Origin of the sequence: Gluconobacter sp. P5B12, from assembly GCF_018812035.1 — a bacterium.
GTDB lineage: Bacteria > Pseudomonadota > Alphaproteobacteria > Acetobacterales > Acetobacteraceae > Gluconobacter.
The window spans coordinates 248,013-266,530 of the sequence record NZ_JACRVV010000005.1; the positions used below are offsets into that span (position 1 = coordinate 248,013).

Sequence of the window (18,518 nt, forward strand, 5' to 3'; positions counted from 1 at the left end):
CATTTCACCTTAAACGGAATGTACGAATAGTCCTTCAAGTCATTGTTTTTACGTTTTTATTTCTGGGTAATTCTCCAGGATACGCTGATCCGGAGTCCATGACGAGAGTCTTGGTTTCGCTGGATCGGCCAGATACGGCAACCGTCATGATCGATATGGATCTGACAGTGCTCATGGGTGATCCTGCCAGATACTACCTCTTGGCGACTGGGCAAGGATCACAGCATGATGCTGAGGTCAGATCAGTCGCTGCGCAAATCACTGAAGCCTTACCGCTTTTCTCGGGGAATTCTGTCCTTCGCGCCACTCTCGTGAACTACAGTTTTTCCGGCAAGAGCCGGGATGAATATATGGATCTGGCAGCTGACAAACCAGCTCATTTCCAATTTCAGATACCGCTTCCTGCAGACACCGGCCCGTTGCAACTTCGCATTCCACTTGGAGCACAGATTGATTACCCCGTCGCCTATACGGTTCAGCTTCCTGAACGGCATTATACGCAGACGCGTTGGCTTGATGCCGGGCAGCATGAGAGCGTTATCTTTGACTACAGGGGAAAACTCCCAGCAGCTCACGTCGAACAGCCTGCCAGCTTTGATCCGGACACACTGTCGTGGAGACAACAGTTACCAGTTTATCTGAAGCTCGGATTCAAGCATATCGTCCCGGAAGGGACGGACCACATTCTCTTTGTGCTCGGGCTTTTCTTTCTGGGAATTAGCTGGCGCAAGCTGCTTTCCCAGACAACAGTCTTTACCATTGCGCATGCCACGACACTGTTTCTTTCAACCTACGGAATTTTCGATCTTCCGAGCCGTTTTGTAGAGCCCGCAATCGCTTTATCGATTTCATTCATCGGCCTAGAAAATGTCTTTAGGCCAAAACTGGGGCGAACACGCCTGTTGGTTGTTTTTGCTTTCGGGCTGGTTCACGGCTTTGGGTTCGCCAGCAGCCTGAGTGAAGTACCCTTCCCTCATCGCGACTTCATGGCGGCACTCATCGGCTTCAACTTTGGCGTGGATGCTGGTCAGCTTTTCATCATTCTTCTTGCGACACTGGCTGTAGGTGCTTTCAGAAACCGCCCTTGGTTCAGAAGTCGGATTGCGATCCCGGCTTCACTTCTCATTGCAGCTATCGGCCTGTTCTGGGCTATCCAGCGAATTTTGGCCTATCATTTGCTCTTCTGAGGATCATTCATTCTCCACAACTGCTCTTTCATCTGTGAATTTTATTCAAAATTCATGTGGAGAGGCAGGCTATTATCGCACCAGACTATGACCTGCATACTCGCACCCGTGACGTAACCAGGATAACACCCAATGAAAAATGTTCTTCTTTTGAATGGCTCAAAAGCATTTGCCCATTCTCACGGTCGGCTTAACGATACTCTGCACGACGTTGCGGTTGAGACATTAACGACTGCCGGGTTCGATATTCGTCAGACCAAGATCGATGCAGGCTACGATATTCAGGCCGAGGTTGAAAACTTCCTCTGGGCGGATCTGGTCATCTATCAGATGCCCGGCTGGTGGATGGGCGCACCATGGATTGTCAAAAAGTATGTTGATGAAGTGTTCACGGCCGGACATGGCTCTCTGTATGCCAATGACGGGCGCACCCGCTCCAACCCTGAGCGCAAATATGGATCAGGTGGTCTGATACAGGGAAAGCACTATATGCTGTCATTGACGTGGAACGCACCGAAAGAAGCCTTTGAGGATCCAGAACAGTTCTTTGAAGGCAAAGGGATTGATGGTGTTTATTTTCCCTTCCATAAGGCGAACCAGTTTCTGGGAATGAGCCCTCTCTCTACTTATGTAGCGACAGATGTCATAAAGGCGCCGGCCATTGATGACGTCATACAGAGCTATCGTAATCATCTTTTAAAAATTCTTGGTCTCGAGCTGTCTGTAAGCTCTGCAAACCAGTAACGAGCGGTCAACTCGTGCTTTAAGCTTATTTCACTCGTAATCTCTTCCAGTTCCAGACTTGGAGTAACGTAGCAAAAAGCGCGAGGCCTGCGCCGAGAAAGACAATACCTGTCCAACCAAATGCAGGCCAAACCATCATTGCACTGGCGGAACCTATCGCTCCACCCAGGAACATCGTTCCCATAAAAATGGTATTCAGGCGTGCTCGCGCCTCAGGTCGCAACGCATAGACAACATGCTGATGGGACACGAGCACGCCCTGTATCGCAAAATCAAGAATGATGACCCCTGCAATCAGGCCTGAAAGTGAATTCCAGAGGCCGAAAACGATCCATGATGCGAGTATCAGGCCAGCCCCAAAGACAATAGTTTTTTGAGGGCCATGTTTGTCGGCAATCTGCCCCGCAATTGGAGCGGCGAGGATACCAACGGCTCCTACGATACCGAAAAGGCCGGCCGCAGCGGCCCCTAACCCGAACCGAGGCTCTTGCAGATGAAGTGCCAGGATCGTCCAGAAGACACTAAAAGCTCCAAAAAGAAGGCTTTGAGTGACTGACGCCAGGCGCAACTGAGGAAATTCATTCCAGAGGCCCATCAGGGATGTCAGTAATTGACCATAGTGGAGTTTGGTGTCGGGTTTGCTCGTGGGGAGGCAGTAGGCCATCAAGGCGCCCGCGCCTAAAGCGATCGGAACGCCCAGCCAGAACATCTCGCGCCATCCAGTGTACGTGGCGACTACACCAGCCAGAGTTCGGCTAAGCAGGATACCACCCAGCAGTCCTCCCATGACAATACCAACCGTGTGCCCCCGCCGTTCAGGGGATGAAAGATGTGCTGCAAAGGGAACAATCTGCTGCGCAACAGTGGCAAAGGCCCCTACGGCGACAGACGCTACGAGCAGTGTCATTGCATTAGGTGCGACTGCAGCACCCGAAAGAGCTAATGCGAGGAGAATGAACTGAAGAATAATAAGTCGCTTGCGCTCCAGAATATCCCCGACAGGTACAAGGAGGAACAGTCCAGCGGCATATCCAAGCTGGGTGCCTGTTGGGATCAGGTTTGTGATCGAACCTGGCAGGTCACGTTTCATGATGCCCAGCATGGGCTGGTTATAATAGATGTTAGCGACCGCAACTCCAGCAGCAACAGCCATGCAAAGAGTGACAAATGTGGATAGGGCATGTTCTGTACTGTTGGTACGATTAATCGGAACAGCAGTAATGGACGGGCTCATATTGGGGTCAGTGCTCATGATACCTGATCCTATCATGTTCCCAGAGCGCTAGCGACGGGCACTCTGAGTTCAAAATCCCATGTTGTGTGGGATGATCAGGGGCTTCAGAGGCCTGGAGTTCTTTTGCGATCCAACACAAGAAATTATCGCGTTGGGACCTCAGTCAACGGTTCCCCGATCGCGCAAGGGTAGTTTCATGAGTGATAAACCCAGATAAAACGTAGCTCTGCAATCAATAAAATTCGTTATTAGGGGGGTGTTTCCTATAGAGAAAAGGTTTGTTTCCATAAGAATAATATTCTTAAAACTATAATATATACAAGCAAATATCCCCATATTCTTGATCGTTAATATTTGTTATATTATAAAAACGCCCCTTAATTTCTATTATTTATTAATTTTATTCAAAATATTTCCGATTCTTGACTTGAGATATTTAACCTATTCCTTGTAGTGAATAATTGTTAATAAATTTTAGGCATTATGCATGACCCAGTATGTAGCCTCTTCAGGCACCACACTTTCTGGCATTACGCTTAGCGCCGGCTATGACCAGATGACGGTCGAAGCCGGTGGCAGCGCGACCCGGATTACTGTGCAAGCCCAAGCCGATTTCACGGTGGAGAATGGCGGTGTTTCTACCAGCAATATATTCATTGGCCAAGATGACCATATAACCTTCGCAACTGTATACGGCACCGATACAGGCAGTATCCTTTTTTCTGGCGGAGAAGTGGATGTTGAGGGCAGCAGTGCAGCCATGTATGCGGCCACGGTTCTAAGCAGTGGCGCAATCAGGGCTATCTTGGGTGCTAATGTGGCGCAGGCCACAGTATCCAATGGTGGATCGATCAGTGCGGGCGACGGCGGGACAATTGCTGCCTCGCGCATTACCGCTGGCGGAACGGCGGTCGCCACCAGCGGGGGTTTTATCCGGACAACTGTTGCATCGGGTAAAGCTGCACTGATTGACATTCAGGCTGGCGGAAGTGCCAACTATCTCTCTGCTGTTGACGATGGCAAAAACGGCGTCAGCATTGTGCGCGTTGAAAGCGGCGGCGTCACGAGCAATACACAACTCCAGGGAAAATATCCCGTTGAGCAGGTCTATGGTGGCGCTGCTTACGGCACCGTGGTGTCCGGAAACGGTGCAGGCCAGGACGTACGCAGTGGAGGACAGGTTTATAATACTACCGTCTCCGGAAATGGTGCCAATCTCACAGTAGAGAAAGGCTCCTCGTACGCAGCAACGATCGGCTCCGGTGGCCTGCTGAATGTTAAGAACACAGGTGTAGATAGCGGGTCCACTGTTCTTAGCAACGGCAAGGAAATTATTAACAAAGGTGCTACGACCACCAATGTCACTATTTCTTCTGGCGGTACGCTAGCGGTTTATGCTGGAGGTTCTTCCGTGTCCGCTACCGTCGCGGGCGGCATAGGCGTTCAGGGAAATGCAACCAGCACTACGCTCCAAAGTGGCGCCGTGCTCGATATCGCCTCGGGAGGCAAGGCAACCAACACGACCGTGAACAGCGGCGCTACGGTATACGTATCTTCGGGCGCTATGATTGGAGATACATCCGTCGCGAGTGGTGGCACGATCAGCGGATTCAGTGGCGCAATAATATCCGGAACGATTACCCTTGCTGACGGTGCAACGGCGACCATTCCGGCTACAGCCGGTGGCATAGTTGATCTTCAGGGTAATACCAACACAGGCCTGGTCATCACCGGGACTGGCAGCCCCACCACGGTCATCAGTGGTTTCTCGGGCACTGCAGCGGGTTCCTCTGACGGTATTACTCTTGCTGACGTCAAAGCCGCAGACGTCACGACTGTGAATTACTCAGATGCCGATCATGTCGTGCTGACTCTCAAAGACGGCTCGTTGGTTACGATGAACATCATTGGCGTTAAAGACGCTGGTTATACGCTCACCGCAAACAGTGATGGCGATCTTGTTTATGAAGTCTGCTTCCTGGCAGATTCAATGATCGCTACACCTTCTGGCGTCAAGGCAATTCAGGATCTGACAATTGGAGATGTCGTTTCTGTCTATGAAAATGGGCAGGAAAGCACGCAGAAGATTGTCTGGGCAGGCAGAAAGCGTGCCGTAGTGAACTCACAGCGGTCTACGGATGAAGCAGGCTACCCTGTTCGCATTCTCAAAAATGCGATTGCTGAGGGTGTTCCGTATAAGGACATGCTGATCACGGCGGAACACTGTCTGTATTTTAACGGCAAGTTTGTCCCCGCACGTATGCTCGTCAACGGAATTTCTATTTTCTATGACAAGTCACTGACCTCTTACGACTATTATCATATCGAGACGGAACAGCATTCCGTAATAATGGCAGACGGAATGCTGACAGAGAGCTATCTCGATACAGGCAATCGTCGTACATTCCGGCAGGATGGCGGCCTCGCCACTCTAACGGGACGGCAAAAGACATGGAGCGAAGACGCGGCTGCCCCACTGTGCGTTAGTCGTTCGTTCGTAGAGCCCATTTTCCATGATATTGAACTCCGTGCGCAGTCAGCAGGGCTGGTTTCTCAGAATGCACCTGTAACCCTCACTGAAGACGCTGATCTTCATTTGGTCACAGATTTTGGTCAGGTTATCCGTCCGCTAAGGCAGGCGAATGAGCGGGTTACGTTCATGATCCCGGCAAGTGTTACGACAGTTCGTCTGGTGTCGCGTGCCAATCGTCCAAGTGACACGATCGGCCCGTTTGTGGACGATCGTCGTAATCTTGGTGTTCTTGTCGGCGATATTTCGCTTTTTGCCTCTCGCCGGACAACGAAACTGACGGCACATCTTTCCCTGTCCAACCTGTCAGGCTGGCATGAAGTAGAATCCTCAAGATATCGCTGGACAGATGGCAATGCAGTTCTGCCACTCCAGAGTAGTGGTATGTTTGTCAGGGAGCCAAGCATTCTCTCCGTTCAGGTGGTGTCTAGCGGACCCTATGTAATGGAAGCTCACTCTTCCAGCTTCGATCTCCGCAAGGTCGGATAACAGATTTTAAAAGATGATGGGGAAGTCTATGCTTTCCCATCATTTTCTAGAAAATTCTTAGGGGATTTCACGTGGTCTCGCTAAAGACCAGACCATGAAAATCCGTTATGTCCGGCGGCAACAACGACACCCGATATTTTCTCTTTTCTGTATAGCGCGTTGTGATGCGGCCTTTGCGCGAGGGAATGACCGGCAGGATCCCGTGGACCAACAGATCCTGGCAAAAGCTTCCGCTGTCATAGCTCCGGTTGGTGAGCATGGTCCTGGGTTTGGAGCTCGAAGTGCTATCAGGGCTTTATGGCTTTGTAGTCCGAGACCTGCCTGCAAAGCTAAGAGGACGCCCCTGATTGTCGTATCGAGCATGGATTTTTCTCGTAAAGTCGCCACGTGATCGACCAAATGCTTCCGTACGAGCCCCCTTTTGCGTCTGTGGCCTGTGAATGGGACCGCTCACGGTGCTATCGACTATATACTGCCAGTCATCGGTCACCCTCATTTCCATACGGGTTTGTAGCAGAGCGTCCCATATGGCCCTGTTCGGCCCAACGACAAAATCGGACATGCACGGAGTTTCACCTGCCGTAGGGCTTATACATATCCCGCCACGGACAAACGGAGGCGCAGGACATGCAGCATACCCTTGAGAAACCGGCGGTTATCTCCTGCGGGTCGTGCCCAACGTTCGCGCTCAGGAGGCAGAAGAGGACCAATAACCACCCATTCCTGATCCGTCAGATCGCCTCGGGCCATACCTGTCCTCTCTGCCCATTATTCCCCAGCCACAAAGTGAATCAGATCTCACGCCGATCCTATAAACTTTTGTCAACGGGAATGGCGAGAATGATTGATGGAATTGTGCCACCATGCTGTCGCTTCGCCTTCATGAACTTCAGGTGGTAGCGGGCATGTTTGTCCTTTGGCGAGTGATAAGATACGTCCCTTAGGGCAGCACTACTCAAAACTGCGATTTAAGCCCTTGAATGCTTTTTAGCCGTTTTTGCCGCTAGAATCCTTTTTCTCCAGTCCGATAGCGGCTTGCGCACGGCCTCGGAAATTGGGATCCATTTTCCGATTTCAACTCATCTCAGAACTGCCGAGGTGAATAACACAAACCTCGAAGAAACCGATTCTGGGCGGTCCACCGACAATTGGCTAACCCTTGTTTAGCCGGTCTATTTTCCCGCACATGATCTTATCTTCCTTGGCAAGCCGCTCTTTCTCATTTCAGTATCGAAAAGAACGGCTTGCCAAGGCCTAATTTTATGAACTCCTCAAGAAAGACGCCTCAGTCCCGAAGAGCTTCAATGATCTGCAAAGAAGCCTCATCGCTTTCGGACATATCGACGTTATGGATTGTAACCTGAAAGCCAATTTCCCTTAGGGACTGTGCCGTTTCATTCACCTGCTTCAGGACCGCACAAATATATTTACCGCCAGGCTTCAGAATACGATGCAACGTCGGTAGGTCTTGTACCTGCCCTTCGGGACTAAGGAACAGATCGATCAGGCCGTCCTCATCGAACAACTCGTTGATAGCCTTTTCAGAACAGGTATATCCTGCCAGCCCCGATAGGGTAGCACGCAACGCCTCGCCCCTGCCGAATTCATGCATCCGCAGATCCTGCAGATACGGCAGCGCCTCGCGCACGGTGTTGACCCGCTGCCGGTGCCACGGCGCCACCAAAACCTGCGCCACCCCGGCCCCACGGTTATCCACCCCGCAATTCGTGCAGTGCAGCCCCAGGCGCCAGTCCCCATCCGCATGACGTCCTTGCCGCGGGCGGCTGCCACAGACCGGGCAGAGCGCATCTCCCAGAACGTTCCGAAGGATCTCCCTCGCCCGGCTGGCGGAAAAGCGCTTCCGCACCACCTCCGCCCCAGACCGGATCAGCGTCCGGCACAGCGCCTCGTCATCCAGAAGACAGATGACCGCCTGCGCAATATCCGCGGACGTATCGGCAATCAGCGCCTCTTCCCTGTTTGCAAGCTGGATGCCTTCATTCCCGCAGGTAGTGGTAACAACCGGAATACCTGCCTGCAATGACGTGACGATCTTGCCCTTGACGCCTGCCCCGTAACGCAGCGGATTGACCGAAACGCGGGCCTTTTCGAAATATGGCTCCAGTTCCGGCACAAATCCCGTCACCTTTACCCGCTCCGACGCCAGCGCCTGCACATTCGGCGGCGGCACGTTCCCCACGATCCACAGTGTGCTGTCCGGATGCTTTTCCCAGACCAGCGGCATAATCTCCTGACCCAGCCAGACCGCAGCGTCCACATTGGGTGTGTGGTCGAACCCTCCCACGAAGATCAGGTCCCTGCGGCATGCGAAATCGGCCGGCGCGTCTGTCAGGTCCGTATCGCCAAACAGATAAGGCGGTACAACTGTGACATTTGCGTGAGGCACCTCCAGGAGGATATCGCGCTTTTCTTCCGCGCTCGGTGTCAAGACGTGATCGACGACATCAAAGATTTTCAATTCCATGGGCTTGAGGCGCTGGGATTCCTGAAGCGCCCAGATGCTGCCTTCCAGTTCGTAACGGCGCATCTCCCGCAGATAATGCAGGTCATGGGTGTAATACAGAATCGGCGCGCCGGTGTGGCGGCGAAGCTGCGCCAAGATCGGGAACGTTACATCCGGCCGAGCCGTCCAGATGAAATCCACGTAAAGGCCATACGCGCGCAGCCATCGGTCCAGCCGGTCCGGCGCATGAAGAACTTCGATGCCAAGCTGCTGGAGAGCAGCCGTATAAGGCTCCAGCGGCTTGCCATCCTGCGGCGCATAGATCACCCGCAGGCCCAGCTCGCGCATGAGGCGCAGGTACTGAAACAACGTGACCGCACCAGCATGCTTGTCATATTCCGGCACCTTGTCATCAATGACGAGGATGATGCCCCGCGGAGAGGGCCGCTCCCGGCTCAGGAAGCTGGACGTATCCGGCGCAGGCTGCGTCGCCAGGAGCGTCTGCCACTTGCGGCAGAAGGTCGCATGGTTCTTCAGCGTCTGCTTGTCGCGCATCTCCGTGCCATAGGACGCACTCCCATGATGGCGGACACGGCTCGCAGGCTGATACACTACCCGGTATCCTGCATCCCGGATGCTGGTGGCGAGGTCGAACTCTTCATAGAACGCCGGGGCATACCGGCCATCGAAGCCGCCCATTTTTTCGAATAAATGGCGGCGAACGAGGAAACAGGCCCCCGTCACTACATCTACTTCACGGACGTAATTATAGCAGCCGCGGTCTGCCTGATCATTCTTTCCGAACGGGTCACCCCAGCCCGTTCCGTAGATGATTCCCCCTGCCTCCTGCACTGTGCCATCACCGTTCAGAAGCTTGCAGCCTACCACCCCCACACAGGGGTCGGCCTTCATGATCGACAGCATCGGGGCCAGCCAGTTGTCCCCTACAGTCGTATCATTATTCAGAAACATCAGTTCGCGGCCCCGCGCGCGTCTCGCGGCAGAATTGCTATTACCGAGAAAGCCGAGATTCTCGGTATTGATGATCTGCACCGCACCTTTCGCGCCCAGAAGGGACGCAATCGGGCGGGAGGGGCGGTCATCCGCGATGATGACCTCATAAGTCACTTTGCGCGTCAGCAGCATTACGGACGCCAGACAGCGCCAGGTATCGTAATAATGGCCATAGACCGGAATAATGATCGAGACTTCCGGATCATTTTTCTCCGGAAACGATAGCGAAAACGGCAGGGACAGCGTCTTATCTCCCAGCTGCTCCATATGCTCGGAACAGACTACCCCCTTCGCGCATTTCTTTTCCCGCAGGTAATGCGCCAGCGCCCCGAACTCCATGGCTGCCGGATAGCGCGCCGTGTACCATACCGGATCAAATAGCGGATGTGGCCAGAATCCTCCCGCTTCTCCTTCTGCGGCATAATGCGCCAGAGGATTGGTTCCGTCTTTCAGGCTGGAAGCATATTCCTCTGCATAGGCCACCGGGTCAAAAACAGCATTTGGCCTGATGTCGGATCCAGAAGGACGCGCCAGAAAATCTTCCAGCGGTGTGCGTCCAGGCGCTATCTTCCCGACCTGCTTCAGGTAGAAGCCTGTATCGAATAGAGGATGCGGATCGGGTGGGTTGCGTCCCTGATGAGTAATGTAATGAACAAGCGGATTGATCGCCGCCTCAACCGGCAGCGCAGCAGTATACCAGTTACTGCTGAACAGCGGATGCGGATCCAGCCCCTGCGCTGCACCTGTCCAGTAGTAATGTGCGACCGGATCAGTTCCTGGGGGCAACATTGCCGCATAACGCTTGCAATACCATACGGCATCGAACAGCGGGGACTGTGCAAGAAGGGCAATGCCTTTTTTTGCACCCTGCCGAACCTGGATACGCGACCATAGACGCAGCGTGAGGGTCCAGTATGTCAACTTGGCGGCTCGGCGTGCATGACGGGCAAAGACCGGATGACGCTGCGCCAGATCCCGCAGCCGCCGTCCCACCCGCCATGCGGTGGACTGAAGTAGCAGCCGATGCTCCGCCTGGAGCTGCTGAAGCTGGTTGCGCAGTTCCGTGTTGCTGCGGGTCAGCGCCTGAATTTCATGCTCTGAAACCGGCTCGCGTGCGAACAGACGTTCCAGATGACGGCTCCGTTCCTCCACGTGGTAAACACGCCCCATGGCCTGTTCCAGCTGATTCTCGATAAGCGCACGCACATGCTTTTCGACTGCCGGCTCTGTGATGGGAATATACTCTTCCTCCGCGAGCCGTTCCTTGCCGTCCCATCTCATACTGTCTGTGAACGGGCTTTCATCGGTCACCGGCCTCAGCTCATCCATGTTTCGGCTCCTTCCGTCACGAGATGCACGCCACCAGCCTGCGCGCCAGCACCATTCAGGCCACGGATCACCCGCACACGGCGATCCGGCGGCACGATGAACATCATGAAACCACCACCGCCCGCGCCCGAGACCTTGCCGCCGATCGCACCATCCGCCATCGCCTGCCCATAGAGCATCTCGATCAACGGATTGGAAATGCCGCGCGCCGTGTTCTTCTTCGCTTCCCAAGACCGGTTCAGGATCTCGGCCATATGGGGCACTTCTCCGCGAAGGAGGGCATTTTTCATGTCATGCGCATCCTGTTTGAGGCGGTGCATGTTGCGCATGGTTTCTTCCGTCACCTTCAGCAGGCCACTGCGCTGCTCGGCAATGATGTCCGCCGACGCCCGCGATACGCCCGTAAAGGCGATGACCAAGGACGTCTCGATTTCATTGCGGATCCGGCTGGACAGCCGCAACGGATTGACCACCACCCGGTCCTGGGCCAAGAACTCGATGAAGTTTGTCCCGCCGAACGTCCCGGCATACTGGTCCTGCTTGCCGCCCTGAAGCCCCAGATCAATTCGTTCGATCTCATAGGCCAGATGTGCCACGTCATACGGCCCAAGCGGGAGCTGGAGCAGACTGACAAACGCTTCTACCAGCGCCACAACCAGCGCTGAAGACGAACCAAGCCCGGATCCCGGCGGCGCATCCACGAAAGACGTGATGCGCCACGGCTCCACCGGAACCGAAAAACGACGACTGATTGCGACCAAAACCCCAGCATGAAGTCTGAGCTTTGCCCGGTCCCGAACAGTTTCATTAATATCCTGCGGGTCAAACGCTTCATCCATACCCACATCCGGAGCCACGAAATGAACGTTTCCATCCGTTGACCGCTCGATGAAGGCATAGGCATAGCGGTCGATGGTCGTGTTCAGGACCGCCCCTCCGAAATCGTCGCAATACGGACTGAGATCCGTCCCGCCACCCGCCAGCCCCAGACGGAGTGGCACGCGTGCGCGAACAGCGTTCTGCGTCCCGGCAATCGAACGAGTATGGGACGAGCGTGTATAAGGATCGCTGTTCACAGGAACCCCCCTCTTTCGGAAATCAGATCAGCCAGACTGGACGGACCAACGCGGACGCCTTCGATACCAGCAGCGCTGGCGGCCTGCATGTCGGAGAGCTGATCTCCGAATATTACGCAGCATTCCGGGTCCAGCTCCCATCGCCGCAGCAGGTCAAGGATCATGCCCGGTTCAGGCTTGCGGTCAGGGCTATTCCCCCGGTACCGCTCCACCACGGCCTCGGGATGGATCGGGCAGTACCGCCAGTCGTCGATTGTGCCGCCATGCGCACGCACTACCCCGATCACCCAGTTCATCAGGGCGTGAAGATCCTCTTCGGAATATAGTCCGCGAGCCACACCTGACTGGTTGGTGACGATGAAGACATGATGTCCGCTCTCCGTCATCCGCGCGATGGTGTCCAGAGCACCCGGCTCCCACTCGAAACGCTCCCGCGTGCCGACCCAGCCATGATCCTTGTTGATGACGCCATCCCGGTCCAGAAACACGGCCGGACGCAGCAGGACCTCAGGCAACTCCCGTCCTGCCGCCTCAAGATCGCCTGGCAGGCCGATATCCCGGAAATATCCGGTCAGTTCCATGCCACGCAGATCCCCCTGCGCCGCCAGTGCCGGCAACACGTCCTGCTCCAGCGAACAGTCCGGCGTCAAATGACCAAAGATAGTGTGATCGAACAGATAAATCCCGCTGTTGATCAGGCCCGCCCGCCCCGGCTGCTCGGCCTTGGGATGAAAAGACGCCACATGTTCGCCGTCCTGCGCCAGGCGAACCTCCCCGTACCGGTCCAGATCCTCAACCGCACGCAGCAGCATCCAGTTTCCTTGAGGCTCACGCGACAGAAACCGTGATAGGTTGCAGGAAAACAGGGAATCCCCGTTGCAGAGCAGAAAACGATCCTGAAGATGCGCGCGGGCATGATACAGCGCCCCTCCCGTACCGGCCCGGAACGGCTCCACGCTGATTGTGATCTTCGCTGGCTTCGGCAGGAAGGCCCGGATCTGGTCTACGGCCCGCTCGATCTCCGTCGAGAGATGTCCTGCCAACAGAACGAAGTCCTCAACGCCAAAACGCTGCATCTCCCGCATCAGCCACGCGAGGAAAGGTCGGTCGCCACAGGGCATGAGGGGCTTGGGCAACGTCCGGGTAAGCGCGCCCAGACGTGTTCCCAGCCCCCCCACCAAAATGGCGCACTGACGCACAGTCACCTCACTCACGAGACAGAATACGTCGCGACAGAACGAAAAAGTGGAGCAGAACAGAACATCTTTGTCTCTTCAGATCAGAACGGAAGGCCGGAAGGAAAAACGGAACAGCCCGTCAGGACAGCGCAACACGGGCGGCTTCGCGGTAGTGGCCTTTTCGCCGACGCCATGGCTTAGGCGCACGGGGAGGTGTCGCCAGCCGCAACGCGTAATCCGTGGCCTCAAGATTGGCATTGAGAAAAGGATCGTTGAGCATTACCTTCTCCCACCGCTCCAGCAGACGCCCGACGTCCACACAGGCGTTGAACAGGTTCCGCGCCGTCCCGTCCCGCCCGCGCGTTCCACCATCTTCATGCATCAGTGTGGCATGGGGCGTCCAGACAACCCGTAACTCCTCTTTCCTCACCCGCAGACAGAAATCCACATCATTGCAGGTCAGGGGGAAGGTCTCGTCAAAGCCGCCCATTCGCTCGAAAACCGGACGAGGCACAAGCATGCAGGCGCCCGTTACGGCCATCAGATCCCGCGTCAGGACAAGTTGACCCAGATAACCTGGATCATCCTCCGTCGCGCTGCGCAGGATATGTTTCGGTCCGTGCTCAGTCATGACCATGCCGCCGTGCTGCAACGTCCCGTCCGGATAGGACAGCCGCGCCCCTACCACGCCGACACCAGGCTGCTGCGCCAGTGACACCATTTCCGTCAGCCATCCTTCCTCAAGAATTTCCGTATCGTCATTGAGGAAGAGCAGCATGTCTCCCTTCGCCTGACGGGCCATCCTATTGTTGAGGGCAGACCAGTTGAAGGGCGCGGCAAGACGCTGCACCGTCAGACGCGGATCACGTCCCAGACGCCGCAGAAGATCAAGCATCTCCGGGGTCGTGCTGCCATTATCGGCGATCAGAATTTCGAAATTCGGATAGTTGGTCAGAGTCAGAAGACTGGAAACGCAACGCTCGAGCAGCCGGAATTTGTCCCGGGTCGGGATAATGATCGAAACTAATGGCGTACCGTTTGTCGGATAGACGATCCTTGGCCAGACATTCCCGCCGATATAGACGTCCTCAAGGTCAAGATCCGGATGGCGTTCCCGAAAATGCCGGAGGACCACGTCTCGCATTTCAGGATGCTGCTGCGTAGCCCGCACCAGCGGGAACATCAGTGGCAGACCCGGCGCCCGCCCACGATGGAACAGAAGTCGGGGCAGATGATGGATACAGGCCGCCGGAACATCCTCTGTCACGCGCAGCAGCAAGTCATACCGTGTAAAGCTGCCCCCTTCGTCACGGATTCCCCCGACCGCCATGATTCGCGCCCGGCTAAACACCGCAAGCTGCCCGATCACATCTCCCGCATAAGCGAGATCCCGGCTCCACCCCGTCTTGAAAGAAGGGTGACAGCGCTGCCCGTCACTGCCCAGACGATCCTCGTCACAATACAGAAGCACCAGGTCAGGCCGGCTGACGATAGCGACTGCAAATTCGTAAAGCGCCGTTCGGGAAAGTTGATCCCCGGGCTCCAGAAAGGCACAAAAACTACCCGCCGCTGCCGCCAGTGCGCTCCGCCAGCGTCCTTCAACGCCTTGATGGGACGAAACTTCCACGTCGACCAAGCCGGGCACGCGTCGTATAATCTCTTTAAGGTGCGTACGAATACCTGGCCGCAGGTTATCGGGATAAACCACGATCAGCGTCCAGTCGGTATAGATTTGCGCTTCCAGGGAAGCGACTGTCTCCTCCAGAAGGTCCAGTCGGTGATTGCTGACCTGCAGCATCAAGGAAAATGTTGGACGCGAGACCATTCCTCGGTCGATATGGCGTCCGATGGCCAGTTGCTCTGTCGGAGACAGCCGGTCATAACGCAGAAGCCACGCTTTGTAGGCCATGTCGTCCTGCGGCGGTGCACCTTCTGGATAAAGCAACGCATAAAGATCGGTCCGCGAGCGGGCCTCCTCCGATCCGGCAACGATTACCAGCCCATCGCCCCGGTTCGGAGCCGCCAGAAGGCCAGCTTCTCCCTGCGGATCAGGCGTCCGATCCAACCCGTTATGATACAGGAAAGACACGTATCGCGCATCACAGACGTCTTCGTCACCATGAAGCTGACGGAACTCCGGTGATCCCGCGATGATATGAGCGATGTCATGGAATGTCGCCCCATCTTCCAGTAGCGCTGCAAAGTGAGCGAGAGCCGCGGGCTCTGGTCTTCTTCCAAGACCTGTACGAAACAGCCGGACGATGTCAGCAGCACTCTCGGTCGAAATCGGCATGGCAAAACGGTTTCTCAGAAATTGGATCAGGAACGGAGATAAATCAGCACGCTTTATGCGGGACTAACACTTTCCTGCCGTCACGTGCAGTCTCGTTTAGAGATTTTTTGTCTTTCGAGCTTTTAACCAGGGACAATCTGCCGGAAATAGCAAATAATCGTTATAAGTTCAGGTTCAGGAGCCGGGGATTTCCAGCAACAAATATAACATCTTTCCGACCGAGCAGCATCTTTGCTCCAATCAACGCCCGAGACTGCTTGCTCCTGACGCAGGCTTTATTCTACAGAACGCACTATCACCGTTTGACAGACCGGCGCTCTTGCCGGCCAGCCCGAGGCTACTCCGGACGCATGAGCGAAGATTATACAATCTGGATCGACGTCGAAGACATCTTCCAGTATTTCGAAAAAAACGCCCGCCCCAGCGGAATCCAGCGTCTCGTTTTTGAAATCCTTCGTGTCATCCGTCAGCAGGCCGCCTTTGTGCCGGGGATCGGCCGCATCGTCTTGGGCCGCCGCGGACAAGGGGACGGCGACCTTCTCATACCCGTCTCCTTTGCGGATCTGGAGGCCCTGTTCGCGGTCCGGACTGATGAAAAAATCATTCCCGACGCTGCATCCATGCGTTCTGTCGCACGGTCGCCTCGCGCCCTGATCAGACGCCTGCGTCATGCGGTAATCCGACGGCTGGAGAGCCTCCCCCCCGAGCTTGCCCGTCCCCTGCTGAACATTGTCGTCAACCAGCTTCGGGCGTTTCAGCTCCTGCGCCGCTATGCTCGCTCGCGCCTGCGCCCACGTCCGATCGTCGCCTCTCCCACATCGGCGTCACAATCCGCGTCCTCTCCCCCCGCTCCGGCTCCACCCGCCGCCAGCGCACCGCAGTCCGGGGACATTTTCCTGATTCTGGGGGCCGCCTGGTCCGAACCGGATTTCGGAGAACGTCTGGCCCGGATGCGGCAGGTCTATGGCATTCAGCCCGTACTGCTACTTTACGATCTCATTCCAGCAGTGCGTCCCGAATGGTGCGCCCTGTCCCTGATCCAGGATTTCCGTCACTGGCTCGATACCACGCTGCCCCAGTGTGGCCGACTGTTGGCCATCAGCAACGCAACCGCCCGAAGCGTGGAAGACTATGCCCGCCAGCATCACCTGAAGCTGCTCGCTCCAGTCCAGACCATTCCCATCGGCAGCGGCTTCGGCCCACCTCACCGCGCTCAGGGTGAACGTCCCAGGGGGCTGCCTGCTCCGGGAAGCTATGTCCTGTTCGTCTCCACCATCGAGGCGCGGAAAAACCACCTGCTAGCTTTCCGCATCTGGCGCCGTCTGGTGACGGACCTGCCACGCGAGGAGGTCCCGACACTGGTTTTTGCCGGCCGTGTCGGCTGGCTGGTCTCTGACCTCATGCAGCAGCTTGAGAACACCGAGTGGCTGCGCGGCAAGATCCGTCTCCTGAACGATCCGACCGATGAGGAGCTGTCCCACCTCTACGAAGGCTGCCTCTTTACGCTGTTTCCCTCGCTGTATGAAGGCTGGGGCCTGCCCGTGACGGAAAGCCTCGTTAACGGCAAACCCTGCATTGCCTCGAACTCCACCTCCATCCCCGAAGCCGGCGGCCCGCTGACACGCTACTTCGACCCGGAAGACATCGACGACGCCTATCGTGTGGTTCACGACACCATCACGGATCGCGAAGGACTGGCCCGCTGGCAGGAAGAGGTCCGCACCCGGTTCCAGCCCGTCCCGTGGGAACGTACGGCCGACGCCGTTCTGGACGCCTGCCATACGGCTTACCTGAGCGAAAAACGATCATGATCCTATGGATCGACATTGACGATCTACTGTTCCATCTCACGCACCACGGGAGGCCGAGCGGCATCCAGCGCGTTGTGTTCGAGATTAGCGCAGCCCTTCGCACCCTTCGCAGTGAAGATGTCCAATTCGTCCGGCGCGGTCCGGACGCCACCCACCCCCACGACTTCCAGACTGTGAACTGGACAGTTGTGGAAAGCCTGTTCCGCCAGATCATGGCAGGCGGCGACAGAAAGGGAACAAACGCTGAGGCCACGGTCCTTCCCTCCGTAACGCCATCCATCGACAAGGTGCCATCCGAAAAGGTCCTGTCCACCTTCTTTCAGGCGGAAGGCCTCGCGTTCACCGGCCTGTGCACCCTCCCCGCCACGATGGTACGACTGGCCCTGCGCGCCGGACAGCGGAAGCTGAGCCCGCGTCGTAACGTCGGACGGTCCGAACAGTATTTGGAGGGCACGAAACTGGCGGACGCTGCTCGCCCCGGTGACGTGTTCCTGACCCTTGGCGCACCATGGCACCACCAGAACTATATCCACACCATCCGCTGGATGCGCGATAACCTGCGCATGTCCTATGGCCTGCTGATGCATGATCTCGTGCCAGTCCGTTGCCCCGAATGGTGCGACCGTGGAATCATTACGACATTCCGCGCTTGGCACCGCGCCATGCTGCCCCTGGCCGATGTCATTTTCGCCAATAGCAAGGCCACGGCTGCGGACGTGCAGTCCTATTTGACGGAACAGGACATCGGCACATCCATCACCGTCCAGCCCATTCCGCTTGGCACTGGCTTCGGCCTCACCGACATACCCGTCGCCACCGAGCCTCTCGTGAATGGGTCCTACGTCCTGTTCGTCTCCACCCTCGAGGCCCGCAAGAACCATGCCCTGCTCTTCCGCGTCTGGCGCAGACTCCTCGAAGACCTGCCCGAAGACCAGGTTCCTACCCTCGTCTTTGCCGGGCGGGAGGGATGGCTCGTCTCCGATCTCATGCAACAGCTTGAAAACGCCCGCTGGCTCAACGGCAAGATCCGCTTCATCCAGAACCCTACCGACGCCGAACTCCGCCGCCTCTACGCCGACTGCAGCTTTACCGTCTTTCCCTCTTTCTTCGAAGGCTGGGGCCTGCCCGTGACAGAAAGTCTGAGCATGGGGCGACCCTGCGTGGCATCC

12 protein-coding genes are annotated in these 18,518 nt (G+C 56.1%); 5 read left to right on the plus strand and 7 right to left on the minus strand.

All coding sequences use genetic code 11. From position 1 onward, the window contains the following. Positions 1-98 precede the first annotated feature (98 nt). Together KP702_RS10950 and KP702_RS10955 are read left to right on the plus strand one after the other, a co-directional pair. A complete protein-coding gene (locus KP702_RS10950; protein ID WP_237390119.1) occupies positions 99-1,187 on the plus strand; it encodes a HupE/UreJ family protein in 1,089 nt (362 codons plus the stop codon). A gap of 132 nt (positions 1,188-1,319) precedes the next feature. Continuing rightward, complete coding sequence (locus KP702_RS10955; protein WP_202208700.1) at positions 1,320-1,931, plus strand: NAD(P)H-dependent oxidoreductase; 612 nt, start codon at positions 1,320-1,322, stop codon at positions 1,929-1,931. Positions 1,932-1,956: 25 nt separating this feature from the next. Here KP702_RS10955 and KP702_RS10960 read toward each other — a convergent pair whose 3' ends face one another. Further along, entirely contained in the window at positions 1,957-3,183 is a 1,227-nt protein-coding gene (locus tag KP702_RS10960; protein ID WP_237390120.1) for an MFS transporter, read from the minus strand. A gap of 469 nt (positions 3,184-3,652) precedes the next feature. On the opposite strand from KP702_RS10960, the gene KP702_RS10965 reads away from it, so the two are divergent. Continuing rightward, positions 3,653-6,184, plus strand: a complete 2,532-nt coding sequence (locus KP702_RS10965) for a Hint domain-containing protein (RefSeq protein ID WP_252348666.1) — start codon at positions 3,653-3,655, stop codon at positions 6,182-6,184. 67 nt (positions 6,185-6,251) lie between these two features. Here KP702_RS10965 and KP702_RS10970 read toward each other — a convergent pair whose 3' ends face one another. The 6 genes from KP702_RS10970 to KP702_RS10995 form a co-directional block, all read right to left on the minus strand. Further along, on the minus strand, positions 6,252-6,443 hold the full coding sequence (locus KP702_RS10970) for a hypothetical protein (protein ID WP_202208701.1): 192 nt from the start codon (positions 6,441-6,443) through the stop codon (positions 6,252-6,254). A gap of 329 nt (positions 6,444-6,772) precedes the next feature. Next, positions 6,773-6,934 (minus strand): transposase, encoded by a 162-nt coding sequence (locus KP702_RS10975; protein ID WP_202208702.1) that lies wholly within the window; start codon positions 6,932-6,934, stop codon positions 6,773-6,775. Between the two features lie 535 nt (positions 6,935-7,469). Then, positions 7,470-10,991 (minus strand): glycosyltransferase, encoded by a 3,522-nt coding sequence (locus KP702_RS10980; RefSeq protein WP_202208703.1) that lies wholly within the window; start codon positions 10,989-10,991, stop codon positions 7,470-7,472. Next, positions 10,979-12,067, minus strand: a complete 1,089-nt coding sequence (locus KP702_RS10985) for a hypothetical protein (protein ID WP_202208704.1) — start codon at positions 12,065-12,067, stop codon at positions 10,979-10,981. Before KP702_RS10985 ends, KP702_RS10980 begins: the two co-directional genes overlap by 13 nt. Further along, a complete protein-coding gene (locus KP702_RS16210) occupies positions 12,064-13,281 on the minus strand; it encodes an HAD-IIIA family hydrolase (protein ID WP_237390122.1) in 1,218 nt (405 codons plus the stop codon). Before KP702_RS16210 ends, KP702_RS10985 begins: the two co-directional genes overlap by 4 nt. A 103-nt stretch (positions 13,282-13,384) precedes the next feature. Continuing rightward, positions 13,385-15,538, minus strand: a complete 2,154-nt coding sequence (locus KP702_RS10995; RefSeq protein WP_202208705.1) for a glycosyltransferase — start codon at positions 15,536-15,538, stop codon at positions 13,385-13,387. A 350-nt stretch (positions 15,539-15,888) separates the two neighbouring features. On the opposite strand from KP702_RS10995, the gene KP702_RS11000 reads away from it, so the two are divergent. Further along, positions 15,889-17,349 carry a glycosyltransferase family 1 protein gene (locus tag KP702_RS11000; RefSeq protein WP_202208706.1) on the plus strand — a complete coding sequence of 487 codons (1,461 nt, stop codon included), beginning with the start codon at positions 15,889-15,891 and terminating at the stop codon, positions 17,347-17,349. Further along, positions 17,346-18,518: glycosyltransferase (locus KP702_RS11005; RefSeq protein ID WP_215768936.1), on the plus strand; the 1,173-nt coding region annotated here is incomplete at its 3' end. The genes KP702_RS11000 and KP702_RS11005, both read left to right, overlap by 4 nt.